Annotated in this window: 27 protein-coding genes and 1 riboswitch; of the genes, 11 read left to right on the top strand and 16 right to left on the bottom strand. The window is 62.4% G+C overall.

Translation table 11 applies throughout. From position 1 onward, the window contains the following. The first annotated feature begins 54 nt into the window (after positions 1–54). Positions 55–152: riboswitch (glycine riboswitch) on the top strand. Between the two features lie 54 nt (positions 153–206). Genes gcvT through gcvPB form a run of 4 tightly spaced genes read left to right on the top strand, consistent with a single transcriptional unit; the run spans position 207 to position 4,627 of the window. Then, a complete protein-coding gene (gene gcvT, locus NVV77_RS03525; RefSeq protein WP_295410791.1) occupies positions 207–1,364 on the top strand; it encodes a glycine cleavage system aminomethyltransferase GcvT in 1,158 nt (385 codons plus the stop codon). Positions 1,365–1,374: 10 nt separating this feature from the next. After that, the gene (gene gcvH / locus NVV77_RS03520) at positions 1,375–1,740 is read left to right on the top strand and encodes a glycine cleavage system protein GcvH (protein ID WP_295410788.1); all 366 of its coding nucleotides are present in this window, start codon (positions 1,375–1,377) and stop codon (positions 1,738–1,740) included. A gap of 2 nt (positions 1,741–1,742) precedes the next feature. After that, on the top strand, positions 1,743–3,086 hold the full coding sequence (gene gcvPA / locus NVV77_RS03515) for an aminomethyl-transferring glycine dehydrogenase subunit GcvPA (RefSeq protein WP_295410785.1): 1,344 nt from the start codon (positions 1,743–1,745) through the stop codon (positions 3,084–3,086). Continuing rightward, positions 3,083–4,627: an aminomethyl-transferring glycine dehydrogenase subunit GcvPB gene (gene gcvPB, locus NVV77_RS03510; protein ID WP_295410782.1), complete on the top strand. Its 1,545-nt coding sequence runs from the start codon at positions 3,083–3,085 to the stop codon at positions 4,625–4,627. The genes gcvPA and gcvPB overlap by 4 nt, the downstream gene beginning before the upstream one ends. A gap of 51 nt (positions 4,628–4,678) precedes the next feature. Here gcvPB and NVV77_RS03505 read toward each other — a convergent pair whose 3' ends face one another. From NVV77_RS03505 to NVV77_RS03495, 3 genes are all read right to left on the bottom strand, one after another. Then, positions 4,679–5,257 (bottom strand): hypothetical protein, encoded by a 579-nt coding sequence (locus NVV77_RS03505; protein WP_295410780.1) that lies wholly within the window; start codon positions 5,255–5,257, stop codon positions 4,679–4,681. A gap of 17 nt (positions 5,258–5,274) precedes the next feature. After that, positions 5,275–5,769, bottom strand: coding sequence for a peroxiredoxin (locus tag NVV77_RS03500; protein ID WP_295410777.1), 495 nt, complete (start codon positions 5,767–5,769; stop codon positions 5,275–5,277). Between the two features lie 110 nt (positions 5,770–5,879). Beyond that, positions 5,880–6,698, bottom strand: a complete 819-nt coding sequence (locus tag NVV77_RS03495; RefSeq protein WP_295410775.1) for a protein-disulfide reductase DsbD domain-containing protein — start codon at positions 6,696–6,698, stop codon at positions 5,880–5,882. A gap of 130 nt (positions 6,699–6,828) precedes the next feature. Between NVV77_RS03495 and NVV77_RS03490 the strand changes: the two genes are divergently transcribed. After that, positions 6,829–7,404 carry a YqgE/AlgH family protein gene (locus NVV77_RS03490; RefSeq protein WP_295410772.1) on the top strand — a complete coding sequence of 192 codons (576 nt, stop codon included), beginning with the start codon at positions 6,829–6,831 and terminating at the stop codon, positions 7,402–7,404. Between the two features lie 41 nt (positions 7,405–7,445). Here NVV77_RS03490 and NVV77_RS03485 read toward each other — a convergent pair whose 3' ends face one another. The 12 genes from NVV77_RS03485 to coxB form a co-directional block, all read right to left on the bottom strand. Beyond that, a complete protein-coding gene (locus NVV77_RS03485) occupies positions 7,446–10,172 on the bottom strand; it encodes an EAL domain-containing protein (protein ID WP_295410770.1) in 2,727 nt (908 codons plus the stop codon). Between the two features lie 331 nt (positions 10,173–10,503). Beyond that, entirely contained in the window at positions 10,504–11,118 is a 615-nt protein-coding gene (locus NVV77_RS03480; RefSeq protein ID WP_295410768.1) for a GNAT family N-acetyltransferase, read from the bottom strand. A gap of 3 nt (positions 11,119–11,121) precedes the next feature. Then, on the bottom strand, positions 11,122–12,384 hold the full coding sequence (locus NVV77_RS03475) for a pitrilysin family protein (protein WP_295410766.1): 1,263 nt from the start codon (positions 12,382–12,384) through the stop codon (positions 11,122–11,124). A 62-nt stretch (positions 12,385–12,446) separates the two neighbouring features. Further along, entirely contained in the window at positions 12,447–13,841 is a 1,395-nt protein-coding gene (thrC, locus tag NVV77_RS03470; protein ID WP_295410765.1) for a threonine synthase, read from the bottom strand. Positions 13,842–13,920: 79 nt separating this feature from the next. Continuing rightward, positions 13,921–14,688 carry an SURF1 family protein gene (locus NVV77_RS03465; RefSeq protein WP_295410763.1) on the bottom strand — a complete coding sequence of 256 codons (768 nt, stop codon included), beginning with the start codon at positions 14,686–14,688 and terminating at the stop codon, positions 13,921–13,923. Next, entirely contained in the window at positions 14,685–15,038 is a 354-nt protein-coding gene (locus NVV77_RS03460) for a DUF983 domain-containing protein (protein ID WP_295410761.1), read from the bottom strand. The genes NVV77_RS03465 and NVV77_RS03460 overlap by 4 nt, the downstream gene beginning before the upstream one ends. A 62-nt stretch (positions 15,039–15,100) precedes the next feature. Then, positions 15,101–15,937 carry a cytochrome c oxidase subunit 3 gene (locus NVV77_RS03455; RefSeq protein WP_295410760.1) on the bottom strand — a complete coding sequence of 279 codons (837 nt, stop codon included), beginning with the start codon at positions 15,935–15,937 and terminating at the stop codon, positions 15,101–15,103. A gap of 2 nt (positions 15,938–15,939) precedes the next feature. Beyond that, a complete protein-coding gene (locus NVV77_RS03450; RefSeq protein WP_295410759.1) occupies positions 15,940–16,500 on the bottom strand; it encodes a cytochrome c oxidase assembly protein in 561 nt (186 codons plus the stop codon). Continuing rightward, positions 16,500–16,682: a hypothetical protein gene (locus NVV77_RS03445; protein ID WP_295410758.1), complete on the bottom strand. Its 183-nt coding sequence runs from the start codon at positions 16,680–16,682 to the stop codon at positions 16,500–16,502. The genes NVV77_RS03450 and NVV77_RS03445 overlap by 1 nt, the downstream gene beginning before the upstream one ends. Next, a complete protein-coding gene (locus NVV77_RS03440; protein WP_295410802.1) occupies positions 16,679–17,587 on the bottom strand; it encodes a heme o synthase in 909 nt (302 codons plus the stop codon). Before NVV77_RS03440 ends, NVV77_RS03445 begins: the two co-directional genes overlap by 4 nt. 88 nt (positions 17,588–17,675) lie before the next feature. Next, positions 17,676–19,373, bottom strand: a complete 1,698-nt coding sequence (gene ctaD / locus NVV77_RS03435) for a cytochrome c oxidase subunit I (RefSeq protein ID WP_295410757.1) — start codon at positions 19,371–19,373, stop codon at positions 17,676–17,678. Positions 19,374–19,393: 20 nt separating this feature from the next. Beyond that, positions 19,394–20,275, bottom strand: a complete 882-nt coding sequence (gene coxB, locus NVV77_RS03430) for a cytochrome c oxidase subunit II (protein WP_295410800.1) — start codon at positions 20,273–20,275, stop codon at positions 19,394–19,396. Positions 20,276–20,667: 392 nt separating this feature from the next. Between coxB and NVV77_RS03425 the strand changes: the two genes are divergently transcribed. Both NVV77_RS03425 and NVV77_RS03420 read left to right on the top strand, forming a co-directional pair. Then, positions 20,668–21,150 (top strand): invasion associated locus B family protein, encoded by a 483-nt coding sequence (locus NVV77_RS03425; protein WP_295410798.1) that lies wholly within the window; start codon positions 20,668–20,670, stop codon positions 21,148–21,150. Between the two features lie 71 nt (positions 21,151–21,221). Then, on the top strand, positions 21,222–21,410 hold the full coding sequence (locus NVV77_RS03420; protein ID WP_295410756.1) for a PilZ domain-containing protein: 189 nt from the start codon (positions 21,222–21,224) through the stop codon (positions 21,408–21,410). A 167-nt stretch (positions 21,411–21,577) separates the two neighbouring features. Here the strand turns inward: NVV77_RS03420 and NVV77_RS03415 are convergent, their stop codons facing one another. Next, the gene (locus tag NVV77_RS03415) at positions 21,578–21,841 is read right to left on the bottom strand and encodes a DUF1127 domain-containing protein (protein ID WP_295410755.1); all 264 of its coding nucleotides are present in this window, start codon (positions 21,839–21,841) and stop codon (positions 21,578–21,580) included. Between the two features lie 150 nt (positions 21,842–21,991). On the opposite strand from NVV77_RS03415, the gene NVV77_RS03410 reads away from it, so the two are divergent. The 4 genes from NVV77_RS03410 to NVV77_RS03395 are packed head-to-tail and all read left to right on the top strand — an operon-like array spanning position 21,992 to position 25,231. Next, a complete protein-coding gene (locus tag NVV77_RS03410) occupies positions 21,992–22,879 on the top strand; it encodes a LysR family transcriptional regulator (protein ID WP_295410753.1) in 888 nt (295 codons plus the stop codon). Positions 22,880–22,881: 2 nt separating this feature from the next. Beyond that, positions 22,882–23,313 (top strand): GNAT family protein, encoded by a 432-nt coding sequence (locus tag NVV77_RS03405; protein WP_295410751.1) that lies wholly within the window; start codon positions 22,882–22,884, stop codon positions 23,311–23,313. Between the two features lie 31 nt (positions 23,314–23,344). Further along, complete coding sequence (gene xseA / locus NVV77_RS03400; RefSeq protein WP_295410749.1) at positions 23,345–24,961, top strand: exodeoxyribonuclease VII large subunit; 1,617 nt, start codon at positions 23,345–23,347, stop codon at positions 24,959–24,961. A gap of 48 nt (positions 24,962–25,009) precedes the next feature. Beyond that, complete coding sequence (locus tag NVV77_RS03395; RefSeq protein WP_295410747.1) at positions 25,010–25,231, top strand: DUF2093 domain-containing protein; 222 nt, start codon at positions 25,010–25,012, stop codon at positions 25,229–25,231.

Raw genomic sequence — 25,231 nt, 5'->3', positions numbered from 1 at the left:
CAGCGCCGAAGGAGCAACCGCCCCGGAAACTCTCAGGCAAAAGGACCGCAGTCAGGTCACAACTCTGGAAAGCAGGCTGCATGCAGCCTCCCCGAAGGTAGCAACCGGCGCTCAGCCGGGAAATCTCTCAGGGCAAGGACAGAGGGGGCACGCATTCCCGCCGTTTGGCGGAGCCTTGTCGTGTCGCCTTGAACCAGAGAGTGCCCATGGCCGAAGTGCCCACAGAAGACCTCAAGCACACCCCGCTCTATGAGCGCCACGTCACTGCCGGCGGCCGTATCGTCCCGTTCGGCGGCTATGCCCTGCCCGTGCAATATCCCACCGGCATCATGACCGAGCACAAGTGGACGCGCGAAAATGCCGGCCTCTTCGACGTCAGCCATATGGGCCCGAGTTTTCTCACTCTCAACACGCCGAGCGGCGATGCCGACGCCGACCACGCCGCGATCGCGGCCATCATTGAACCGCTGATCTGCGGCGATATTCTGAACCTGAAACCCGGCCAGATCCGCTACACCCTACTCCTCAATGACCAGGGCGGCACCATCGACGACCTGATGGTCGCCCGTTCGACCACGCCGGGCACGCTCTTCGTCGTCGTCAATGCCGGCACCAAGGAAGGCGATTTTGCCCGCATCGCCGCCGCTGCCGGCGACAAGGCCACTTTGAAGCGCGCAGACGATGGCGCCCTCCTCGCCCTTCAGGGCCCGGAAGCCGTCAACGTCATGGCCGCGCTCATCCCGCAAGCCGCCGATCTCGGCTTCATGCAATTCGGCGAGTTCGACTGGAACGGCATCCCCGTCACCGTCTCCCGCTCCGGCTATACCGGCGAAGACGGTTTTGAGATTCTCGCCCCCGCCCATATGTCCGTCGCCCTTTGGGACGAACTGCTGGTCGACCCGCGCGTAAAACCCATGGGCCTCGGCGCCCGCGACAGTCTCCGCCTCGAAGCTGGCCTCCCGCTCTATGGGCACGACCTCGACGAAACCGTCTCCCCCATCGAAGCCGATCTCGGCTTTGCCGTCTCAAAACGCCGCCGCGAGGCTGCCGACTTCCCCGGCGCCCAGCGCATCCTCGCCGAGCGCGACGGCAAGCTGACCCGCAAGCGCGTCGGCCTTCTCATCGAAGGCGCCCCGGCCCGCGAAGGCGCCGAGATCCTCGATGCATCCGACACTCCCATTGGCGTCGTCACCAGCGGCGGCTTCGCCCCCTCGCTCGGCAAGGCCATCGCCCTAGGCTTCGTGTCGCCCGAGCACACCGCCATTGGCACAAAGCTCCAGGTTTCGGTTCGCGGCCGCTCGCAGCCGGCCGAAGTCGTGCCGACACCCTTCGTTCCCCATCGCTATTTCCGCAAATCAGTCTGAGGCCCCAGCCATGACCACGAAATTCACGCCCGACCACGAATATATCCGCGTCGAGGGTTCGACCGGCATTGTCGGCATCACGCCCTATGCACAGGAGCAGCTCGGCGACATCGTCTTCGTCGAACTCCCCGCCGTCGGCAAGGCACTCAAGAAGGGCGACGAAGCCGCCGTCGTCGAATCGGTGAAAGCCGCTTCGGAGATCTACGCGCCGGTAACCGGAACCATCGTCGAGGTTAACAGTCTGCTAACCAATGAGCCCGGGTTGGTGAACTCGGATTCCGAGGGCGCAGGCTGGATGTTCAAGATCGCCATCTCCGATGCAAGCGAACTCGACACCCTCCTCGACGCCGACGGCTATGCGGAACTGACCCTCTGACCATGCGCTATCTTCCCCATTCTGCCCATGAACGCGCCGACATGCTCGGCGTTATCGGCGCCGCCGATATCGACGCGCTATTCTCAGCCGTTCCCAAGTCTGCCCTCAAAAGCTTCGACCTCGGCCTTCCCGCGCACCAGCCGGAATTCCTCGTCGAAGCCCATATGCGCGCCCTCGCGAGCAAGAACCACGCAGCCGGCGATGGCCCGTTCTTCGTCGGCGCCGGCGCCTATCGGCACCACGTTCCGGCCACGGTCGACCATTTAATCCAGCGTTCCGAATGGCTTACGGCCTATACGCCCTATCAGCCGGAAATCTCGCAGGGCACCCTGCAGATGCTGTTCGAATTCCAGACCCAGGTCGCCAAGATCATGGGCATGGATGTGGCGAACGCCTCGCTCTATGACGGCTCCACCGGCACCGCCGAAGCCGTCCTGATGGCCCGCCGCCTGACCCGCAAAAACAAGATCGTCCTTTCCGGCGGCCTCCACCCGCATTATCGCGACGTGGTGAAAGCCTATCTCAAGGACGATCCGGATCTCGTCTGTCTCTCCCCCTCCCCCGAGGGCCAGGGCGATATCCTGCAGCAGATCGACGGCAACACCGCCGCCATCGTCATCCAGACCCCCGATTTCTACGGCCACCTGCGCGATCTCAAATCCGCAGCCGAAGCCGCCCACGCCCAGGGCGCGCTGCTGATTGTCGTGGTCACGGAAGTCGTCTCCTTGGGCCTCCTTGAGGCTCCCGGAGCACTTGGCGCCGATATCGTCGTGGCCGAGGGCCAGTCGATCGGCAATGCGCTCAATTTCGGTGGACCCTATCTCGGCCTCATGGCGACGCGGAAGGAATTCATCCGCCAGATGCCGGGCCGTCTCTGCGGCGAAACCGTCGATGCCGATGGCAACCGAGGCTTCGTGCTGACGCTCTCGACCCGCGAGCAACACATCCGCCGCGAAAAGGCGACGAGCAATATCTGCACCAATTCCGGCCTCTGCGCCCTCGCCTTCTCGATCCATATGGGTCTGCTCGGTGAAGCCGGCTTCGTCCGCCTCGCCCGTCTTAACCACTTCAACGCCATCAAGCTGGCCGACGCCCTCGAAGGCGTTCCCGGCGTGACCGTGCTCAACAAGACCTTCTTCAACGAGATGACCATCCGCACGCCCCAGCCAGCCGCGGGTCTCGTCGAACGCCTCGCCCGTCGCGGCATCCTGGCCGGTGTCCCGGCCAGCCGCCTGCTGCCCAATGACCGCAGCGTCGACAACCTCATCATCCTCGCGGCGACGGAATTGACCACCGACGCCGATATATCGGCCCTCGCGGCCGCCCTGACGGAGGAACTGGCATGAGCATGAATACGCAAGGCCGCCCTACCGGCGTGGGCACTGTCGGTACCGGCGCTTCGGGCTCGGCGCTCATCCCCGATGAACCGCTGCTGTTCGAAATCGGCGACACCGAGCATTCCGGCGTCGACCTGCCCGACGTCACTTTCAGCGGCGATCGCCTCGGCGGTTTTGCCCGCAAGTCCAAGCTCGACCTCGCCGGTCTCACTGAACCGGAAGCGATGCGCCACTACGTGCGCCTTTCGCGCATGAACCACTCGATCGACAGCGGCATGTATCCGCTCGGTTCATGCACGATGAAGCACAATCCGCGCCTCAACGAGAAAATGGCCCGCTTGCCAGGTTTCTCGGACATCCACCCGCTGCAGCCGGTGTCCACTGTGCAGGGCGCGCTGGAAATGATGAACCAGCTCAGCCACTGGCTGCTTACCCTGACCAATACGGCCGCCGTGGCGCTCTCGCCCAAGGCTGGCGCGCATGGTGAGCTGCTGGGCATGATGGCCATCAAGGCGGCGCAGGAAGCCAAGGGCGAGGCGCACCGCACCGTCGTGCTCGTGCCCGAAAGCGCCCATGGCACTAATCCCGCGACCGCTGCCTTCCTCGGCTACACGGTGAAACCGGTGCCCGCCAAGGACGACGGCACCGTCGACGTCGAAGCGGTCAAGGCCGCCCTCTCACCCGACGTCGCCGCGATCATGCTGACCAATCCCAATACCTGCGGCCTCTTCGAGCCTCAGGTCATTGAGATTGCCAAGGCGGTGCACGATGCGGGCGCGTTCTTCTACTGCGATGGCGCCAATTTCAACGCCATCATGGGCGTCGTCCGTCCGGGCGACCTCGGCATCGACGCCATGCACATCAACCTCCACAAGACCTTCTCGACGCCCCATGGCGGCGGCGGTCCGGGTGCGGGTCCGGTCGTGCTGTCCGAAGCGCTGGCGCCCTTCGCGCCTGTCCCCTTCGTGCGCAAGACTGCCAATGGCCTCGAACTCGTCGAGCACATCGAGGGCGACGCCCTCGGCCGCGTTACGGCCTTCCACGGCCAGATGGGCATGTATGTCCGCGCGCTGACCTATATGCTCAGCCACGGCGACGATGGCCTCGCTCAGGCGGCGCAGGATGCGGTGCTCAACGCGAACTACATCAAGGCTCGCCTGCAGCACATCTTCTCGGTGCCCTTCCCCGATTATCCGACCATGCACGAAGCGCTCTTCGACGACAGCTTCCTTAGGGATTCAGGCGTCTCGACCCTCGATTTCGCCAAGGCGCTGATCGATGAGGGCTTCCATCCCATGACCATGTACTTCCCGCTGGTCGTGCATGGCGCCATGCTGATCGAACCCACCGAAAGCGAAAGCAAGCAGACGCTCGACCGCTTCTGCGACGTCATGGCGGAACTGGCGACCGACGCCATCGCTGGGAACAAGGAACGTTTCACCTCGGCTCCGACCAAGGCTCCGCGCCGTCGTCTCGACGAGACCCGCGCGGCCCGCCAGCCGGTGCTGAAGTGGGAAAAGCCCGCGGACCTGCCGCAGGCAGCCGAATAAAGAAAGGGCGGCCGAGAGGCCGCCCTTTTTCAATTCCAGAACCGCAAAACCTTAGCCGCGGGTATCGAAACCAACCCAGATAGTGATGCTCTCGCCGCCCAGATACGGGATGGCGACATTCTCGACCACTTTGACGAACTCGGCCGATTGAGCCGGCGCGGCGATCGCTACCGGAATGGTGTACTTTTCCGAGAACACGGCCTGGCCATCGCGCTCGACGGCAAAGCGGATCGGAGCATTGACCGAAGACTGGTTGCCGGCGGGCCCGAGCAATACGCGGCCGGAAGCGCCCATATTGACGGTGATGAGGCCATTCGAAACGACGCAGTTGCGCGTCACTTCATCAATGACACCCTGATACTGCAGGGCCTTGGCGTCGCCGGTGCGGCCGCCGCCATAATAGTACATGGCCTCGCCGCCAACGCGCACCTTGATCGGCGGGCATTCGGTGGCAATAGCCGGCAGCGCATTGGTCTGCGCCTGCGCCACAGCCTGAGGCGTCGCGGTCGCGTTCTGCAGGTTAGCATTGGAACTGGTGCCGCCGCCAAACATGCTGCCCATCGAGCAACCGGCAAGGGCGACGCTGAGACCGGCCATTGCGACAAGTCGGGTAAAGGTCGGCTTGGTCATGGTTTTCTCCCGGCTCATCATGCTTGGGCCGTTTCTAGCGCCATCAGGATGGCAGGGGCACCGCTGGCGTTGACGCCGGGGGCGTCCTCCACAAAAATATCGCTCACCGCGCCGTTCCGCACAATCATGGCGGCGCGCGCATAACGCGTGCCCATGCCGCTGGCCGAAAAGTCCTTGGCAAGGCCCAGGGCCTTGGCGAGGTCGGCATTGCCGTCGGCGATGAATTCCACTTGGCCCAGCGCATCGGACGCCTCTGCCCAGGCCTTCATGACATGGGCATCATTGGCGGCAACACAGATGATGCGATCGACGCCCTTGGCCTTGAGCTTGACGGCATTGGCCATAAAACCCGGCAGGTGGTTGACGTGACAGGTGGGCGTAAAAGCCCCCGGCACGGAGAAGAGCACTACGGTGCCCGAGCCAAGGACGGCATCGCTGGTGGTTTCGGCTACGCCGGACGCATTCACCAGCTTGATCCCAACCGAAGGGATCGCATTGCCACGCTCAATCATAAGAGGATTTGCCCCATGCCCATTGGCGACTTGCGATCGCCATACTCCAAAACGCTATCCCGCGATAGGCGGCTTGGCCGCACGTTACAAGCCCAAAGGCCTGTTGGGGATTAATTGCTCGTCGGACCAGCACTAATGGTTCGCGAAAGCTCGAACGCTCCCATACCGGTCATGAACGACACCTGAACGTCCTCGCCTTCGAGGTCACTATTGTCAGTTTTCGTCAGAATGGGAAGCAGGACTAGGCCGTCTTGCGGGCTTTTTTGCGGCACGCCGAAGAGCGGCGTGCCCGTTTCGGTGGCAACGATCAGCGTCGAGATATCAACCGTATCGTCGTTGAGCCAAACGGCCAGGGCCTTGTCCTCGGCGCGATATTCGATCCTGCCGATGGGCTCCTCGCCCTCATTCCAGGGAATGGGCGCTTCGGACAGCGCCTGCTTGATCCTGAGCGCATTCGGCCGGTCGGGCTCGGCGTCGGTCAACGGCAGAGTGAAATTGGCCTGGGCCGGCAGGCAGATGTCGGAACAGATGCCGAGCATGGCCGAAACCATGACATTGCCTGCGGGATCGCCGGCCTTCACGGCGATGGGCAGCATTGTGTCGCCAAAATAGGCGAAATCGACATAGCCGGAACTGGTATCGAGCTGTGGATGCGGCCAGACGATTTCTGCCGACTTGACCCCGTCCGAGCCGGCAAAATCGAGTTCGGCCGGAAAGCCAGTTTCCCCGGGCACACGCCAATAGGTTTTGGTGTTTTCCGGCATTTCGATTTCGAGGCCGAACAGGGTCGCCCCGTCGGCCCTGACCTGGCCCGAACTCACCAGTCGCAGTTTTACGCCGGGCACAACCTCCTGCCATTCCGTTTCGCCTGCGAGGGGCGCGGAAACGAGGGCCAAGGAGACGATGGTGGCGAGGGCAAGATTACGCATGAGCAAGCCATTAGCGCAGGAGAGGATGAAGGAATAGCTGACGCCAGTTCAGGCCTTCGTGAAGGCCGCGTGCCACCTCTCGCCCTGCAAGCGCTTGGCAGGTTGGCGCTATGAGCCTAAAATCACCGGCATGAACACTCTTGAAGGACAGTTTCTGGTGGCCATGCCGGGCATGGAGGACGAGCGCTTCGCCGAAAGCGTCATCCTGCTCGTGGGCCATGGCGACGAAGGCGCCATGGGCCTGGTGGTCAATCAGGAACTCGCCAATCTCACCTTTGCCGATATTCTCGACGAACTCGACCTCGGCGATCCCGACGCCGTCATCCGCCTGCCCGACCGCATCCGCGACCGCTCGGTGCTGCGCGGGGGCCCAGTGGAAAAGAGCCGCGGCTTCGTGCTGCACACGGCGGATTACAGTAGCGGCAATACCTACAAGGTCACCGAAGAGATAGGGCTGACGGCAACGCTGGATGTGCTCAAGGCCATGGCCTTTGGCCCGGCGCCCAAGGCATCGCTCTTCGCGCTCGGGTGTTGCGGCTGGAGCCCTGGCCAACTTGAGCGCGAAATTGCCGAGAACGGCTGGCTCACCGTGCCATTCGACCGCGCGCTCCTGTTCGATGTGCCGGTGGAACAGCGCTATGAGAAGGCTCTCGAGAGCCTTCACATCACTCGCGCAACGCTGAGTTCCGACGCCGGACATGCCTGAGGGCCACTTCACCTGCCCCTCAAGGGAGAGGTGAAGAGCGCCTACCGTCCCAACTGCGCCAGCAGCTTCTTCGCCATTTCCTGCCCAGTCATGGCCGAGCCGAATGCAAAGCCCTGGGCGAAGCGGCAATTGAGCTGACGCAGGCGTTCAATTTCGTCGAGCGTTTCGACGCCTTCCGCCACCACCATCAGATCCAGATCTTCGGCAAGCCCGACAATGGCGCGGATAATCGGGGTCTGCGTGTGCGGAATACCAGTCTCTGTGCCCATCTTCACGAAAGCTGCAGGAATCTTGATCGTGTCGAAGGGGAAGCGATGCAGGTAGCTCAGCGACGAGCTGCCGGTGCCGAAATCATCGAGCGCGAGACCAAGGCCGAGGCTGCGCAGGGCTTCGAGCATATAGGCGGAATGCTCGGGATTGCTCATCACCTGGCCCTCGGTGATTTCGAGCTTCAAATGCCCCGCCAGCGTCTTGTCCTGCGAAACGAGGTTGCGCATGTCGTTGAGCAGGGTTTCAGTCGCCAATTGGCTAGGCGAGAGATTGACCGAGATGAAGAAATCCTCGGGCAGGCCGATGGTCGTCATCCAGTCCTTGGCCTGCGCCGCCGCCTGTTCGAAGGCAAGGCGGCCGAGCTTTTCGATCTGGCCGGAGCGTTCGGCCAAGGGCACGAATTCGTCGGGATTGACCACGCCGCGCGTCGGGTGGTTCCAGCGCATCAGCGCTTCGGCGCCGATGATCTGGCCCGAGGTGATGTTCATCACCGGCTGATATTGCACATGCAGCTCGCCCTGGCGCATGCCGCGTTCGAGGTCTTCCTCGCTGGCGCGGTTGTAATTGGCGATGGAACGGGCCGAGGCGCGATAGGCTTCGATGCGGTCGCCGCCAAGACGCTTGGCGTAATACATGGCCAGTTCCGCATCGCGCAGCACGTCGGCGGCTTCCGCCGGGTTGCCATCATAGATGGTGACGCCGATCGAAGCGGAAATAGTGAGGTCGCGGTCGCCGAAATTGAACGGCGCCTTCAGAGCCTTGCGGATCTGTTCGGCATTTTCGGCAATCTTGCCGGCGGTCTGTTCGGAAGCAAGGATCACCGCGAACTGATCGCCTGAAATGCGCGCCACGGTATCAAGCGGACGCATGACGCGGGCAATGCGACGCGAAATAGCGAGCAGCACAGAATCCGCAGCGGAATGGCCGATGCGCTCTTCGAGCTCCATGAACCGGTCGATATCGATGAGGAACACGGCCGGCTTGACGCCACCCGGCTGGCGGGCACGCACCAAGGCGCGGCTCAGCCGATCGAGCAGCAGCTGGCGATTGGGGAGGCCAGTGAGACTGTCGTGCACGGCGTCGTGCAGCAGGCGTTCGCGGGCGGCACGATCCTCAGTGACGTCCTGCAGGGTACCGACGATGCGGTTGACCTGGCCATCGCCGCCGAGAACGGGTTTTACGCGCATGCGGAAGGTGCGGTAATTGCCGTCATGGCCGGCGATGCGCATATCGGCCGAAACCTTGCCGCGGCGCAGCTCAACCAGCGTATCGAAAGCGGTGCGGAAGCGATCGCGATCATCGGGATGCACGCGATCCAACCAGCGCTTGATGGCGCCACGCAGCGCGCCGCGTTTCTCGCCAAGGCGGGTGGAAAGCTCGTCGCCAACGCTGACGCGGTCGCGATCGATATTCCAGTCAAAGACAAAGTCACCCGAGCCCGTCAGCGCCAGCGCGCGGCGCTCGACCTCGCTTAGGGTGCCGATGGTCACTTGCCCCTCGGAGAAGGCGTGCTGCACGGCCGTGAAGCCAAGCAGCATGACGACGAGCACGAGGCCGCCACCCACGGCGGGCTGCGCCACATCGTTGGAAACCTGGCCGGAAATCACCAGCCAGGAATAGAACAGCCAGGCAATGAAGATGATCCAGGTCGGCACCAGCAGCACCGCGCGATCATAGCCACGCAGCGCCAGCAGCAGGATCAGGAAGAAGCCCGAAAGCCCCAGCAGCGCCAGCACGAGGCGCGAAATGGTCGCGGCGATCTCGGGCTGGAAGAAGGCAAAGCCAAAGAGCGCAAGGAACAGTGCCGAGAGCCCCAAAGCCAGATGGATGAAGCGCAGGTGCCAACGATGGAGGTTCAAGTAAATGAACAGGAACCCGGCAAGGGTCGTCGCTATGCCCGCCTCCGCCGCCGCGCGCAGCGGCGCCAGCCCACCGGCCGAGAGACCAAAGAGGCGCCCGAGAATGCCGAAATCGACGAGGAGATAGGCCAGAACCGCCCAGGCAAAGGCCGCCGTGGCCGGGAAGACGCCGCGCCCCTTGACCACGAACATGATGGTCAGGAACACGGCAGCCAGCGAGGCCACACCCAGCACCACGCCGCGGAACAGCGTGAAGGAGTTGACGTAGTCGCGATAGGCGTTCGGTTGCCAGAGATAGAGTTCGGGCAGCGCGCCCGAGGATAGTTCGGCGATCAGCGTCACCGTGGCGCCGGGGTCGAGGGTGACCTCGAAGACGTCGGCTTCCGGGTCCGTCAGTTTGACCGGCCGAATGCCGGCGCTCGGCGTCACCGCTGTGATGCGCGCGTCGCCCAGGTCTGGCTGGAACACGCCGGAGCCCGGCAGACGGAAAAAGGGCGCGACGAGCAGGCGCTCGATCTGCTGGTCGGAATCGTTACGCAGGGCAAAGAGCGCAAAGGAGGGATTGGTCCCCTGCTCGCTTGCCAGCACCTCGATGCGGCGAATGATGCCGTCGGCGTCAGGCGCAGTGGACAACTGCACGCGTCCGTCGGTTCCACCAACGATTTCGATGACATCGGATAGGTTGACGGCATTCACGTCCTCGGGGACGGAAATAACTTCGAACGCCTGGGCGGGCTGCAAAAAAGCGAGCGCAAGCAAGATTGCGAGAGCAAAAAAGGGACGCATCAAGAGCAGCTAATTCCCACACAAGGCTTCATTGTGGCGGCAGTCAGCCTGTTCAAAAGCCAGGCGGACAAGCCATTGTCGTTGGCAACCTCCGAAGGGGCGCACTCTTGGTAAGGGAGATTGACGCTTGCGGCAAGCCGGGCGACGCAGACCGATGTGAAATCGTGCCGCTTACAAGGCCTTTTCAAACGATCCGATTGTGCCGGCTGAGGCGAAAACTGTCCCAGCGCTCGCGCGTCAGGCCCATCAGCACATGGTCTTCCCAACGTCCATCGATCTGCAGATAGCGCTCGGCAAAGCCCTCTTCGATGAAGCCGTTCTTTTCGAGCACGCGGCGCGAGGCCATGTTGTGCGGCAGGAAAGCGGCGTGGGCGCGATGGAGGTCCAGCGTCTCGAAGATGAAGCGCAGGGCTATTTCGACGCCCTCCGTCATCAGCCCCTGCCCGGCATAGGGCTGGCCCATCCAATAGCCGAGATTGACGAATTGCGCCGCACGCCGGCGGATATTGGAGAGCGTGATGCCGCCCACCAGCGTTTCCGTACCGTCATTGAGGAAGACGAAAAACGTATAGTCCGTGCCTTGCTCGGCTTCCTGCCGGGCGCGGCGCACGCGCATGGAATAGACGCGACGACCCAGATCGGCTTCGGTCCAGCGCGGCTCGAAAGGCTTCAGGAACTCGTGGCTCTGGCGCCGAAGCTCATACCAGGCAGCGTAATCCCGCATCTGCGGCAGGCGCAGGGAAATGCGGCGCCCCCGGAGATGGATCAGCTGTTCTGGCGACGACCAGGGCCAGAGCATGGTTTAGCGCTGCAGCGTCTCGCCGATGCTTTCGACATCGGCCAGCCGGCTGATCGGGCCGATACCGGCCAAGGTCGGCTTGGAATTGGTAAAAATCTGCTCGGCCACATCGCGCACGCGCTGGGCGGTGATGCGGTTAATGCGCTCCACGGTCTCGGCCATGGGGATGGGGCGGCCCCAGAGGATCTGCTGGCGCGCCAGCTGGCCAGCGCGGGCAGATGGGCTCTCGAGCGACATGAGGAGACCGGCGCGGATCTGGTTGCGCACACGGGTCACTTCTTCGTCAGTGACGGTCTCTGCAGCGCGCAGAAGCTCGTCGAGCACCACCGGCACCAGTTCGGAGACCTCGTCCTCGCCCGTTGCCGCCGCGACGCCGAACACGCCGCTATCGGCGAAGGCCCAGTGGAAGGCATAGACCGAATAGCAGAGGCCGCGCTTCTCGCGCACTTCCTGGAACAGCCGCGAGCTCATACCGCCGCCGAGAACCGAAGCCAGCACCTGCGCGGCGTAAAAGCCGTCGGAATTGTAAGCGCGGCCCTCGAAACCGAGGACGATATGGGCCTGCTCGTGATCGGAAACCAGCCGCTCCTGTCCACCCTGATATTCGGCGCGCTGCGGCGCCGGGGCGCCGCTCGGGGCGAGATCGGCAAAGCGTTCCCGCGCGACCTGCACCAGGCCATCGTGATCGACATTGCCCGCTGCGGCCATGACCATGTGGTCGCCCACATAGTTGCGGCGCATATATTTGCCGACCATTTCCGGCGAGAAGGCGCGGACCGAATCGACGGTGCCCAGAATGGTGCGGCCGATGGGCTGGGTCGGATAGGCGGCCTGCTGGAAGAGATCGAAGACGTGGTCGTCGGGATTGTCCCGCGCCGCGCCGATCTCCTGCACGATGACCTGCTTTTCGCGCGTCATCTCGCCTTCGTCGAAGGTCGAATTCTGCAAAATGTCGGAGAGAATATCAGCTGCGAGAACCACGTCGTCCTTGAGCACGCGGGCAAAGTAGCCGGTATGCTCGATGGAGGTCGCCGCGTTGAGATCGCCGCCGACATTTTCGATGGCTTCGGCGATTTCAAGCGCAGTGCGCGTCTTGGTGCCCTTGAAGGCCATGTGTTCGAGAAGATGGGAAATGCCGTGTTCGGCCTTGCGCTCGGAGCGCGCACCGGCCTTGACCCAGACACCGATGGAGGCACTCTCCAGATGCGGCATGTCATCGGTCAGCACCACCATGCCGTTCTCAAGAGTCGTCGTTTGTACCGTCACACTCGTCCTCCTGAACCGAGGGCGGGGTTTGTTCACCCCTTCCGCCCAGGCCCGTTTCGTCTTCAGGCCGCGCGGCTGCGCGACCCGATGAAGTTTTCCAGGACGCGCTGGTCATTGGCCAACACGTCGACCCGTTCGGGCCGCTGATAAAGATCTTCGAGCCAGTGCGGCAGAGCCGGTTCGATGCCCGATGCCGCCTTCACGGCCGCCGGGAATTTGGCTGGATGCGCCGTCGCCAGTGTAATCATCGGCTCGGAACCGCGCGAGAGATTGCGCGCCACACTGACGCCCACCGCCGTATGCGGATCGAGCAGATAGGCCGACTTGGCCCAGGTTTGCGCAATGGTGGAACTCGTCGCCTCTTCGCCCGAGGTGCCGGCGGCAAATTCGGCGCGAATGGCGGCAATGGATTTTTCGGGCAGGTCGAAGCCGCGGGACTGCTTCAGCGCGGCCATCATGCGCGAAACGGCAGCCGCATCGCGTCCGGCGCTTTCGAACAGCAGGCGCTCGAAATTGGAGGAAATCTGGATATCCATCGACGGGCTGATGGTCGGCGCCACGCCGGACATTTCGTAGCGGCCCGTATCGAGCGTGCGCCGCAGGATGTCGTTGGCATTGGTTGCGATTACCAATTTCTCGATCGGCAGGCCCATGCGCTTGGCGCAGTAGCCGGCAAAAATATCGCCAAAATTGCCGGTGGGGACGGTGAAGCTCACCTTGCGATGCGGGGCGCCGAGCGACACCGCAGCCACGAAATAATAGACGATCTGGGCGACGATACGGCCCCAATTGATCGAATTGACGCCGGACAGGCGCACGGAATCGCGGAAGGCATGATTGTTGAACATGGCCTTCACCGCGTCCTGGCAATCGTCGAACGTGCCTTCGAGCGCAATGTTATGCACATTGGCATCGAGCACGGTCGTCATCTGCCGGCGCTGCACTTCCGAGGTGCGCCCGAGCGGGTGCAGGATGAAGATGTCGGTCGTGTCGCGGCCGCGGAAGGCTTCGATAGCGGCCGACCCCGTATCGCCCGATGTCGCGCCAACAATCGTCGCACGCAGACCACGCTCTGTAAGAATGTGGTCCATGGTACGGCTCAGGAACTGCATCGCCACGTCCTTGAAGGCGAGCGTCGGGCCATGGAAGAGTTCGAGCACGAAATGGTTGGTTTCGATCTCGACGAGCGGGGTCACCGAGGGGTGGCGGAAACTCTGATAGGCGCCATCGATGATAGCACGCAGCTTGGCCGCCGGAATTTCGTCGCCGGTAAAGCGCGAAATGATCTCATAGGCGACGTGGGCATAAGGCTTGCCGGCAAGGGCGGCGATCTCATCGTGGTTGAGCTGCGGCCAGGCCTGCGGAACATAGAGGCCACCATCGGAGGCCAGGCCCGCGAGGACCGCATCGGAGAAGCCAAGCGCCGGCGCCTGGCCGCGCGTCGAAACAAACTGCATCGGAGGGGAAGGCCCTTCTAGAATTGTTGCAACCTAGTGAATGCGGCGGCTGACCGCAAGGTTTTGCCGCGGCCCGCCATTAGGGGCCGGTGGTCGGTCGCCGAGCCTGTCGGGTGAGCCAGAAGCCGAGCATGACCACGGCGACAATGGCAAAGCCGTACCAGGTCAGGGCATAGCCGAAATGATTGTTGGGGAAGCTGACCACCGTCTCCCCGGCCTGCGGCAGTTCACCGGCAGGGCCGGCGGGCAGGTCGACGTAGAATGGCGCGATCGGCGCCAATGCCGGATCGGCCATCTTCGCGAGCCGGGCGGGATCGCGCACCCACTCGATCCGATTGGACATATCGGCTTCGGGAGTCATGAAACCCGCAGCTTCGGGTGTGCGCAACACGCCCGAAATGGTCACCGCGCCCGGATCTTCGCCATGGAGATCACCGAGCGCTGCCGCTTCCTGATATTGCTGCGGCACGAAACCGCGATTGACGAAAACCGTGCCGCCGCCCTGCAATTCGAAGGGCGTCATCACCCAATAGCCAGGGCCGGAATACTGCCCCTTGGGGTCGGAGAGGCTGGTGAAGACGGTCGCGGTCTGGGTGTAGCGATAGGCCCCGGTCAGTTCGACAGGCTGGTATACCATTTCCTCGACATTGAGCGTGCCCCAGCTTTCCGGCGCCGGAACAGGGATGGGCGCCGCGTTGAGCCGGGCATCGACGGCGGCGACCAGCGCGTCCTTTTCGGCGAGGCGCTGCATCTGCCAGGAGCCGAGAAAGACGCAAACCGCGGCCAGCGCCAGCATGAGAACGGCAAAAATCCAGTCGCTGAGGCGCAGCCGCGCAAAGGGGTTCATTGATGCCCCTCATGAGCGTCGTGGCGATATTGGAGATTGACCAGCACGCCCTTGAAGGGCGGCAAGAGGGCTAGGGACAGCAGCAGCGTTGTCGGAATCCAGAGAACCAGATGCATCCACGGCGCAATCGGCACCAGGGCGCCGGTGACCAGGGCCAGAATGACGACGACTGGCGCCACGAGAAAGATCACGAAAACTGCCGGACCATCGCCGCTATCGGCAAATTTGAGATCGAGCCCGCACTTGTCGCAGCGCTGCGCAAGCTTGAGATAGCCGGAAAACAGCTTGCCCTCGCCGCAACGCGGGCAGCGGCAGAAAAGACCGGCAAGAACAGGATTTGGCTGGCTCATAAGATCCCGAGAAGCAAAAAGGGGCGCAGCCATGCCGCGCCCCATATTCACTATCCCTGTGCCTAGTGGCTCAGGGATACGCCCCAGCTGCCCCAGACATAGATCGAGGCAAAGAGGAAGAGCCAGACCACGTCCACGAAGTGCCAGTACCAGGCGGCGAATTCGAAGCCCAGGTGACGCTGCGGGGTGAAATCACCACGTTCGGCGCGGATCAGGCAGACCGCGAGGAAAATGGTGCCGATGATGACGTGGAAACCATGGAAGCCGGTCGCCATGAAGAAGGTGGCGCCATAGAGGTTGCCCGAGAACGAGAACCCGGCATGGGTGTATTCGAGGAACTGCACATAAGAGAACAGCACGCCGAGCGCCACGGTGAGGGCGAGGCCCCAGCGCAGGCCCTGGCGATCGTTTTCGAGCAGCGCATGGTGCGCCCAGGTCACGGTCGTGCCCGAAGTGAGCAGGATCAGCGTGTTAAAGAGCGGCAGGTGGAACGGGTCGAAGAGCTCGATGCCGGCCGGAGGCCAGTGACCGCCGGTGAAGGCCACGCGGGCATATTGCTCGACGTCGTCGAAGCGGAAGAAGCCATCGAAATAGGCCCAGAACCAGGCGACAAAGAACATCACTTCCGAGGCGATGAACAGGATCATGCCATAGCGGTGGTGCATCTGCACGACCGGGGTATGGCTGACGCCGTCATTGGCTTCCTTCACCACATCCGCCCACCAGGCGTAGAAGGAATAGATCACGGCGGCGAGGCCGATGAAGAACAGCCAGGGGGTCCACTGCTTCATGAAAAAGACGGCGCCCACCATCATGACCAGCACCGCGGCCGACATCACGAATGGCCAGGGTGACGGCTCTACCATGTGGTAGTCATGGTTCTTTTCAATGGCGGCCATGTTCAGCTTCCCTCATTGTCTGAAGCGTAGAAGGTATAAGAGAGCGTAATCTCTTTGATTGTTTTCAGTTCGTGGTTCTCGTCGATATCGGGATCGACAAAGAAGACGATCGGCATTTCCACCGTTTCGCCCGGCGCAAGGGTCTGCTCGGTGAAGCAGAAGCATTCGATCTTGTTGAAATAGACGCCGGCCTTTTCGGGCACGACGTTGAAGATCGCCTGCCCGGTGAGCGGCTTGTCGGAATTGTTGGTCGCGATGTAGTTGACCGTATCGACGCGACCGATCTGGTCGGTGATCGAAGCGGCAGGCTTCACGGTCCAGTTGAGGGCATGATCGACATTAACGTCGAAACGCACCTTCATCTCGCGGGCGATGACGCCCTTCGGATTGGCCTCGGCCACCTGCGTGGTGCCGCCAAAGCCGGTCACCTGGCAGAAGAGCTGGTATAGCGGCACGGACGCGAAAGCGAGACCCACCATGCCGGCAGCGACACCCAGGAGCGTCAGGCCGAGGCGGCGATTGCGCTTTCCGGCATTGGCATTGGTCTCGACCGCGAGCGTCATCAGAGCCCCCGGTCGAACAGCGCCGGGCCCATCTTGACGATGGTCAGCACATAAAAGGTCAGCGCGAAGAGCGCGAGGGCGCCGGCCAGCGCGATGGAGCGGCGGCGGCGAACGCGCTTCAGCGTTTCGGCGGCCTTGTCTTCGGCGGTCATGGTTTCAAGCGCCTGGTTTTTCGCGGTCATGACCAGAACCCTCCGAGACGCGCAATGAAGCTGTCGGTAAGAAGGCCGAGGAACAGCACGAAGAGATAGCTCAGCGAATAGGTAAAGAGGCGACGCGCGGCCTTGCGCATGTCGACATTGGTCGGCGCACGCAGCAGGCGCACGGCCAGATAAACGAAGCTGATGCCGGTAATGGCAGCGACCGCGCCATAGATCCAGCCGCCGGTGCCGAGATAGACCGGCAGGAAGGCGGAGACGGCAAGAATGACCGAATAGACGAAAATCTGACGCTTGGTGGAGGCTTCGCCGGCCACGTTGGGCATCATCGGAATGCCGGCGGCGGCGTAGTCGCCCTGCTTATAGAGCGCCAGCGCCCAGAAATGCGGCGGGGTCCAGAGGAAGACGATGAGGAAGAGCGCGAGGCTTTCCCAGGTGATCGTACCGGTCACGGCGGCCCAGCCGATCATGGTGGGGAAAGCGCCGGCTGCGCCACCGATGACGATGTTCTGCGGCGTCGAGCGCTTCAGCCAGATCGTGTAGATCACAGCGTAGAAGAAGATCGTAAAGGCCAGGAGGCCGCCGGCGACCCAATTGGTCGCAAGACCGAGCAGGGCCACCGAGAAACCGGAGAGGATCAGGCCAAAGCTCAGTGCCTCACCGGACGAAATCCGACCCGCCGGGATGGGCCGGTTCTGCGTGCGGCTCATGATGGCGTCGATATCTGCATCGTACCACATATTGAGCGCGCCCGAGGCGCCGCCGCCGATGGCGATGCAGACGATGGCAATGAGACCAATGACCGGATTGATGCCACCCGGCGCAATCAGCATGCCGACGAGCGCAGTGAACACCACCAGCGACATGACACGGGGTTTCAAGAGCGCGAGGTAGTCTTCCACCCGCGCTTCGCCCGCCATGGCGGGCATCCCCTTGCTGTCGTCGATATAGGTCACTGGATTTTTCCTTCTTGCGCGGACCGCACCTAGCGCGATCCGCCTGCTTTGTCGCCGCGACTTAGTGCGCGTTGGTCGAGTCGATCTTGGGCAGCGTCGAGAACTGGTGGAACGGCGGCGGGGAGCTCAGCGTCCATTCCAGCGTCGTTGCACCATCGCCCCACGGATTGTCACCGGCTGGGCGCTTCTTGCGGCTGGCTTCCCAGGTTGCATAGAAGAAGATGATCATTGCAACGAAGGTCACGTAGTAGCCGACGGAAGAGACGCGGTTCCACAGCGTGAAGGCATCCGGATAGTCGATGTAACGACGCGGCATGCCGGCAAGGCCGAGGAAGTGCTGCGGGAAGAAGATCAGGTTCACGCCGACGAACATGGTCCAGAAGTGCAGCTTGCCCAGGAACTCGTTGTACATGTAGCCGAACATCTTGGGGTACCAGTAGTACCAGCCAGCGAAGATCGAGAACACGGCGCCGAGCGAGAGCACGTAGTGGAAGTGCGCCACGACGTAGTAGGTGTCATGCAGGGCACGGTCCGCACCGGCATTGGCGAGCACCACACCGGTCACACCGCCAACGGTGAACAGGAAGATGAAGCCGATGGCCCATAGCATGGGCAGGCGGAAGGTGATGGAGCCGCCCCACATGGTGGCGATCCAGGAGAAGATCTTCACACCGGTCGGCACGGCGATGACCATGGTGGCGGCAACGAAGTAGCGCTGCACGTCAAGGCTCATGCCGGTGGTGTACATGTGGTGGGCCCACACGACGAAGCCGACAAAGCCGATGGCGACCATTGCGTAGGCCATGGCCATGTAGCCGAAGATCGGCTTGCGGCTGAAGGTCGAGACGATGTGCGACACGATGCCGAAGCCCGGCAGGATCATGATGTACACTTCGGGATGACCGAAGAACCAGAACAGGTGCTGGAACAGAACCGGGTCACCGCCGCCTTCGGGCGCGAAGAAGGTGGTGCCGAAATTGCGGTCCGTGAGCAGCATGGTGATGGCGCCGGCCAGAACCGGCAGGGCCAGCAGCAGCAGGAAGCCCGTCACAAGCACCGACCAGGCAAAGAGCGGCATCTTGTGGATGGTCATGCCCGGGGCGCGCATGTTCAGGATCGTGGTGATCAGGTTGATCGCGCCCAGGATCGAGCTCACGCCGGCAACGTGCAGCGAGAGAATGGCGAAATCCATGGCAGGGCCAGGGTGGCCGGCGGTCGAGAGCGGCGGATAGACGGTCCAGCCGCCACCAAAACCGGTCGAGCCCGAAGCGCCTTCAAAGAAAAGGCTCATCAGCAGGAGGATGAATGCCACCGGCAGCAGCCAGAAGGCGATATTGTTGATGCGCGGGAAAGCGGTATCCGGCGCACCCACCATCAGCGGGGCGAAATAGTTGGCAAAGCCACCCATGGTCGCCGGCATGACCATGAAGAACACCATGATCAGGGCGTGGGCGGTGGTGAAGACGTTGAACATCTGCTTGCCGGCGTCGATCGAGCCGGAGGGGTCGGAGATGCCATAGACCATGGAGGCAAGGCCATGGAAAATCTGGATGCCCGGCTCCTGCAGCTCCATGCGCATAAAGCCCGAGAGCAGGCCGCCGACGATACCGGCGACGATCGAGAACACGAGATACATGATCCCGATGTCCTTGTGATTGGTCGACAGGACCCAACGACGCCAACCCGTGGGTGTGTGGTGGTCGTGCGCGGCGTGGTCATGCCCGGTGGCATGGGCCTCGAGGTGTGCTGCTTCTGACATTGTGGTCTCCCCTGACCCTATTACTGAATAGCCGGCAGCACGGCGACGGCGCTGGCATAGTCACGGCTTTCCTTGAAGGCCGTGATAAAGGCTTGATATTCTTCGGCGGTGACGACGCGCACGGCGATCGGCATGAAGGCATGGTCCTTGCCGCACAGTTCCGAGCACTGACCATAGAAAATGCCGGTTTCGCGCGAGTTGAACCAGGTTTCATTGAGACGGCCCGGCACGGCGTCGATCTTGATACCGAAGGACGGGACGGCAAAGGCGTGGATCACGCCCGAGGGGCTCGCCGTCACCTGCATGCGCACGGTGGTATCGACCGGCACGATGAGTTCATTGTCCACAGCCAGGAGGCGCGGCTGGTTCGGCTTGACCGTCTGGACATAGCCGTCAACGGCAGCGCCAAGAATATTGGAGTCAAAGGCAACGCCGTCGTCGACATATTCGTAGTTCCAGTACCACTGCTCACCCGAGGCCTTGATGGTGAGAGAAGCGGCCGGCACCTCGACTTCGCCGAACGAGAAGATGTTGGCTCCAAGGAATTTGCGCTCGCCATCGGGCACGGTGAGCTGGTCGGACAGCACGCCGAAGGACGGGATGGCGATGATGATCAGAACGACGATCGGCAAGACCGTCCAGATCACTTCGATCAGCGTATTGTGCGTGAAACGCGCCGGCACTGGATTGGCCTTGGCGTTGAAGCGCAGCACGATGACAATAAGCAGTGCAAGCACGAAGAGCACGATAAGCGTAATCGTCCACATCAGCGGACCGTCGTGGAATGCCACGATCGAATCCATGATCGGCGTAACCGATTGCTGCAGGTGGAACTGGCCCGGCTCCGGATGGCCCTTACCGATTTCCTGGGCGGAAGCGAAAGCGGGCATTAGCGCCAGCATGGCCGTCGCGGCGGCACCCAACTTCCTCACGAACTGACCGGTCACCATAAACCCCCTGTTAACCAATTCTGGTGGCGTGCACCGAGAAAGAGAGAGGAAAACAGCGGCATAGCTCACGCCGCCCCGACTCAACCTCGGAGCGTAAAACTCTGGTTCGACCTAAATCACATTGCTCGGACCGAGTCTATCGGGGCATCGCACACTTCCGACTGTTTAAAACTGGACAAAATCGGACGCCTTTGCCTCAAGCGTGCCGCAGTTTCGCTGCCAGATCGCTTCAAACACGCCTTTGGTTGACAGGCCTTTGCGGATAACCCAAACAGGTCCCAAACGCCCCGCGCCCGCAAATCGGCAGGAGACGAACAAGAGTGATGGAATTTTCGAAGCGGCTGATGGGCCTGGCTCTGGCGCTAACCGCATTTGCAGGCGCCACGCCGGCCATGGCGCAGGGCACTGTCCGTGGCGAATATGGCGACTGGCAGATGAGCTGCGATACCCCGCCCGGCGCCAGCTCCGAACAATGCGCCATCATTCAGAATGTCATGGCCGAAGACCAGCCCAATGTCGGCCTCTCGGTCATCGTGCTGCGCACGGCCGATCGTGAAGCCCGGCTCCTCCGCGTCCTCGCGCCGCTCGGCGTGCTGCTGCCCAACGGCCTTGGCCTTAATGTCGATGGCACCGATATGGGCCGCGTCGCCTTCGTGCGGTGCCTGCCCAATGGCTGCGTTGCCGAAGTCGAGCTCGATGACGGCCTGATCGACGTGCTTTCCAAGGGCACGAGCGCCATCTTCGTCGTCTTCAAGACCCCCGAAGAAGGCGTCGGCATTCCGGTGTCGCTCGAAGGATTCTCCGAAGGCTTTGCCGCCCTGCCCTGACCCAGGACAGAGTATGGAAGACGATCGCCGCAAATCGCATCGTAGCCGCACGCTCAAGGGCGGGCGAGATCGTGACCAATGACGGGCACTCGACCTTCGATTGCACGGTGCGAAATCTTTCCGAAGAGGGCGCCAAGCTGGTCGTGACCAGCATTGTTGGCCTGCCACACCGGTTTCGGCTATCCATGATCGATGGCCGCAATTTCGATTGCGAAACGATCTGGCATACCGAAACCGAACTCGGTGTGCGGTTTCTCTAGGCCGCCACCCAAACCCCAAAATGAAAAAAACCGGGCGAGTGCAAGCACAAGCCCGGTTAAGTTTTCAGGAAACGGGACCAGCGGCAAAACTGGCCCGGGAGATGGAACGAGCACATCGTGATCGGTCCAAGGGAGACGTCCACGCCCGAGGAGCGTAGACGAATAGTTTAGCGCAGAGCCTGGCGGGCTCGGGCTGTGTTGAGCACCATGGTGGAGGCACGCGCAGACTGCGCTGACATGGCGTCGTGAATATCGGCATGGGAGAGACCAAGATCGCGCAGGCGATCCGAGTCGAGATCGAGCAGGCTTTTCAGCACGGTCCGGCGTTGACGATCAGCATTCACCTTCGCGACAAAAGCAAAAAAAGCGCGCAAGGGGGTAGTCGGCATGGCGGCCGAAACTGACCGCTCGCCGGGCAGCGAGAGAGCCATCTCAAATCTCCAAAATGTTGTTGTGCCGAAGGGAGGTCGGCAGGAGGGACGCCTTTTCGGGCGATGATGATGAGATAACCCGCTGGACTTCCATTCGTCCAACAAATAGATTTCATCCATTCAATCAAAATGAGTGATGGGAGATCCGCGATGGCCGCTCCACTCGATCTCGACCAATTGCAGAGTTTTTGCGCCATTGCCGATTGCGGCAGTTTCACCGAGGCCGCCCGCCGCGTGAACAAGACGCAGTCCGCCGTCTCGATGCAGATCAAGCGCCTCGAAGAGCGGCTGGGCCACGCTTTGCTCTCCCGCGATGGCCGCACCGTCACCCTCACTCACCATGGCGAAGTGCTCTATGAGCGCGCGCGCAAAATGCTGCGCACCAATGCCGAGATTCTTGACCATTTTTCTGATGGCGATCTTGCCGGCTCGATCCGCTTCGGCGTGCCGGACGACTATGCCGTGCGCCTCTTGCCCGTAATCCTGTCGAGCTTCCAGCGCACCCATCCCAAAATCGTGGTCGACGTGTCCTGCATGGCATCGGAGCATCTGCTCGAAGGCATGCGTTCGGGCCGCTACGATCTGATCGTTTTCACACAGGGCACCGAGCAGAACTTTGGTGAGCTGTTCCGCACCGAAAAGATGTTCTGGGTCGCGAGCCACGGCGGACGCGCCCTTGCCAGCGAACCGGTCGCCATTGCCTGCGGGCCGCAGTATTGCATCTGGCGCAAGGACGCGATGGATGCGCTCGACCGCACCGGCACCGATTATCGCATCGCCTATACGTCTTCTAATGCCACGGCCATTTCCTCAGCCGTGCTCTCCGATCTTGCTATCGGCTTCCTGCCCGAAAGCGCCCTGCAGCCGGGCATGCGCGTCGTTTCCGACGAACACGGCCTGCCCCACCTCCCCGACGCTCAAATGGCACTGATGCGCGCCAGCCACGCCTATGGCGGCATCTATGATGCGCTCGCCAACCACATCGTGCAGTCCATGGGCAATCTGGAACATCCGCATCAGGCGGAGGCCGCAGAATAGATTTGCTGCGCCTGAAGCCGCTAGATGCAAGTGATCTACCGATCGTCGAGCCCTGGTTCGACGACGCGGAAACGCAGCGTTGGCTGGGCGGGCGCGAGTGGCCCGCGCTGGGTTTCCGGTTGCAGGGGCCTGATCGCCAGCTCTATCTCGCTCTCGATGAAACCACCCCGGTTGGCCTTCTCGACTGCGAGACCTATCCCGACAACAGCGCCAGTTTCGCCGTGGTCACCGCACCGGAAATGCGCAACCGCGGTATCGGGCGTGCCATTCTATCCGCCTTCATGGCAGAGCCGGCCTACTCTCAGATCACCCGCTTCTTCGCCGGCATCGAACGCGGCAATGTCGCCAGTGCCGCATTGATGCTGCGCTGCGGCTTTGTGGAAGGTGAGGAAGACGAAGACGGCTTTACCGACTTCGAGTACCGCCGGTCTTGACCCGGCGCGGCATTTCCCGCACCAAGTCACCATGCCAGAAGTCCTGACCAACGCTGCCGAATTTACCGTTTCCGAAATCGCCCAGGCGGTGAAGCGAACGGTCGAAGATGAGTTCGGCCACGTCCGCGTGCGCGGCGAAATCTCCGGTTTTCGCGGCCAGCATTCCTCCGGCCACGCCTATTTCACCCTCAAGGATGACGCTGCTTCCATAGACGCCGTCATCTGGAAGGGCAGCTATGGCCGCCTCGCTTTCAAGCCCGCCGAAGGACTCGAAGTCATCGCCACCGGGCGGCTGACGACCTTCCCGCGCTCGTCAAAATATCAAATCGTCATCGAGCAGATCGAGCCGGCCGGCGCCGGTGCGCTCATGGCCCTGCTCGAAGAGCGTCGCAAGAAGCTCCTCGCCGAGGGCCTGTTCGCGCGCGAGCGCAAGCGCCCCCTGCCCTATCTGCCCAGGGTTATCGGCGTCATCACCTCGCCCACCGGCGCGGTCATCCGCGACATTCTCCATCGCCTCGATGACCGCTTCCCCAGCCATGTCCTCGTCTGGCCCGTGCGCGTGCAGGGCGAAACCTGCGCCCCCGAGGTCGTCAACGCCATCGAAGGCTTTAATGCCTTTCTCCCCAATGGCCCCATTCCGCGCCCCGATATCCTCATCGTCGCTCGCGGCGGCGGTTCCATCGAAGATCTTTGGGGCTTCAACGAAGAGGCCGTGGTGCGCGCCGTCGCCGCCTCCGGCATTCCCGTCATCTCCGCCGTCGGCCACGAAACCGATACGACGCTGATCGACTATGCCTCGGACATGCGCGCCCCGACCCCGACCGCCGCCGCGGAAGCCGCCGTCCCGGTGCGCGCCGAACTCATCGCCTATGTCGATGATCAGGGAAGCCGCCAGCGCCAGGCCGCCCGCCGCAGTCTTCTCAGCCTCAAGGATCGCCTGCGCGCCGCCAGCGCCGGCCTGCCGCGCCCTGCCGATCTCATCGCCACGCAGCGTCAAAGCCTCGATATGGCGGGAACCCGTCTCTCCGGCGGCCTTCGTCATTTCGTGCAAGATCGGCGTCTCGCCTTTTCGCGCCTTGCCGGTGCCATCCAGCCGCGCCTCGTACGCCAGCGCCACGCGGAACTCCTGAGCCGCATCGACAATCTCGACCACCGCGCCCTCGCCGGTCTCCACAAGACCACCGAGCGCGCCCGGCTCACCTTCGATCCGCGTGCTGCGCGTCTCATGGGCTCGGTCGGCCAGGCGCTCGAACGCAAACGCACCCAGTTCGTGCGTCTCGCCCCGCGCCTCTCGCCGCAACCGTTGCGCGCCGAACTGCGTCAGTTGCGGGGCCAACTTGGTCCGCTCACCCAGCGTCTCGCCCAAACGCCAGACCGCATCACCGTCGAGCGCCGGCAAAAACTGGGACAGCTGGAAAAACTGCTGAAAACCCTGAGCTATCGAAGCGTTCTAGCCCGCGGCTATGCCCTGGTGCAGGACGAAACAGGCGACGTGATCAGCAGCGCCTCGGGCCTCAAACCCGGCGATGCGATCAAGCTGACCTTTGCCGATGGCGAAGTCGGCGCCAATGTTGCCGGCGCTCCGGCGCAAAAGCGCAAGGCACCGCGTTCACCATCGGACGACGGGTCACAGGAAAGTCTCTTTTGATTGTCCGCTTTCCGCTCTATATCGGAATAATTCGGAAGGACACGGACGATGAATATCTTCGACAAGGGGTTTTCACCCTCCGAAGCGACGGTGCGCTACCTTGATGGGGACTATGTCGTCCTCAAGCAGGGGACGTTCGTGCGTTGCGCCATCAGCGGCAAGCCCATTCCTCTCGATGAGCTCTTTTATTGGAGCGTCGACCGGCAGGAAGCCTATGCCGATGCATCGACCGCCCACGAGGCCTTTGTCCGCTACGGCCGAGGCAACTGA

The organism is Devosia sp., from assembly GCF_024707125.1.
Lineage (GTDB): Bacteria > Pseudomonadota > Alphaproteobacteria > Rhizobiales > Devosiaceae > Devosia.
Note: the sequence above shows the minus strand (reverse complement) of the source record. Positions and strands in the feature narration are given on the sequence as shown.

What these genes read in the sequence shown, in the direction of transcription:
- NVV77_RS03460 (WP_295410761.1), bottom strand. Translation starts at nt 15,038, where the DNA reads ATGAGCCAGCCAAATCCTGTTCTTGCCGGTCTTTTCTGCCGCTGCCCG.
- NVV77_RS03465 (WP_295410763.1), bottom strand. Translation starts at nt 14,688, where the DNA reads ATGAACCCCTTTGCGCGGCTGCGCCTCAGCGACTGGATTTTTGCCGTT.
- NVV77_RS03415 (WP_295410755.1), bottom strand. Translation starts at nt 21,841, where the DNA reads ATGGCTCTCTCGCTGCCCGGCGAGCGGTCAGTTTCGGCCGCCATGCCG.
- NVV77_RS03505 (WP_295410780.1), bottom strand. Translation starts at nt 5,257, where the DNA reads ATGACCAAGCCGACCTTTACCCGACTTGTCGCAATGGCCGGTCTCAGC.
- NVV77_RS03495 (WP_295410775.1), bottom strand. Translation starts at nt 6,698, where the DNA reads ATGCGTAATCTTGCCCTCGCCACCATCGTCTCCTTGGCCCTCGTTTCC.
- ctaD (WP_295410757.1), bottom strand. Translation starts at nt 19,373, where the DNA reads ATGTCAGAAGCAGCACACCTCGAGGCCCATGCCACCGGGCATGACCAC.
- NVV77_RS03450 (WP_295410759.1), bottom strand. Translation starts at nt 16,500, where the DNA reads ATGACGCTCGCGGTCGAGACCAATGCCAATGCCGGAAAGCGCAATCGC.
- gcvPB (WP_295410782.1), top strand. Translation starts at nt 3,083, where the DNA reads ATGAGCATGAATACGCAAGGCCGCCCTACCGGCGTGGGCACTGTCGGT.
- NVV77_RS03395 (WP_295410747.1), top strand. Translation starts at nt 25,010, where the DNA reads ATGAATATCTTCGACAAGGGGTTTTCACCCTCCGAAGCGACGGTGCGC.
- NVV77_RS03490 (WP_295410772.1), top strand. Translation starts at nt 6,829, where the DNA reads ATGAACACTCTTGAAGGACAGTTTCTGGTGGCCATGCCGGGCATGGAG.
- NVV77_RS03480 (WP_295410768.1), bottom strand. Translation starts at nt 11,118, where the DNA reads ATGCTCTGGCCCTGGTCGTCGCCAGAACAGCTGATCCATCTCCGGGGG.
- coxB (WP_295410800.1), bottom strand. Translation starts at nt 20,275, where the DNA reads ATGCTGGCGCTAATGCCCGCTTTCGCTTCCGCCCAGGAAATCGGTAAG.
- xseA (WP_295410749.1), top strand. Translation starts at nt 23,345, where the DNA reads ATGCCAGAAGTCCTGACCAACGCTGCCGAATTTACCGTTTCCGAAATC.
- NVV77_RS03425 (WP_295410798.1), top strand. Translation starts at nt 20,668, where the DNA reads ATGGGCCTGGCTCTGGCGCTAACCGCATTTGCAGGCGCCACGCCGGCC.
- NVV77_RS03445 (WP_295410758.1), bottom strand. Translation starts at nt 16,682, where the DNA reads ATGACCGCGAAAAACCAGGCGCTTGAAACCATGACCGCCGAAGACAAG.
- gcvT (WP_295410791.1), top strand. Translation starts at nt 207, where the DNA reads ATGGCCGAAGTGCCCACAGAAGACCTCAAGCACACCCCGCTCTATGAG.
- NVV77_RS03455 (WP_295410760.1), bottom strand. Translation starts at nt 15,937, where the DNA reads ATGGCCGCCATTGAAAAGAACCATGACTACCACATGGTAGAGCCGTCA.
- gcvH (WP_295410788.1), top strand. Translation starts at nt 1,375, where the DNA reads ATGACCACGAAATTCACGCCCGACCACGAATATATCCGCGTCGAGGGT.
- NVV77_RS03410 (WP_295410753.1), top strand. Translation starts at nt 21,992, where the DNA reads ATGGCCGCTCCACTCGATCTCGACCAATTGCAGAGTTTTTGCGCCATT.
- gcvPA (WP_295410785.1), top strand. Translation starts at nt 1,743, where the DNA reads ATGCGCTATCTTCCCCATTCTGCCCATGAACGCGCCGACATGCTCGGC.
- thrC (WP_295410765.1), bottom strand. Translation starts at nt 13,841, where the DNA reads ATGCAGTTTGTTTCGACGCGCGGCCAGGCGCCGGCGCTTGGCTTCTCC.
- NVV77_RS03500 (WP_295410777.1), bottom strand. Translation starts at nt 5,769, where the DNA reads ATGATTGAGCGTGGCAATGCGATCCCTTCGGTTGGGATCAAGCTGGTG.
- NVV77_RS03440 (WP_295410802.1), bottom strand. Translation starts at nt 17,587, where the DNA reads ATGCCCGCCATGGCGGGCGAAGCGCGGGTGGAAGACTACCTCGCGCTC.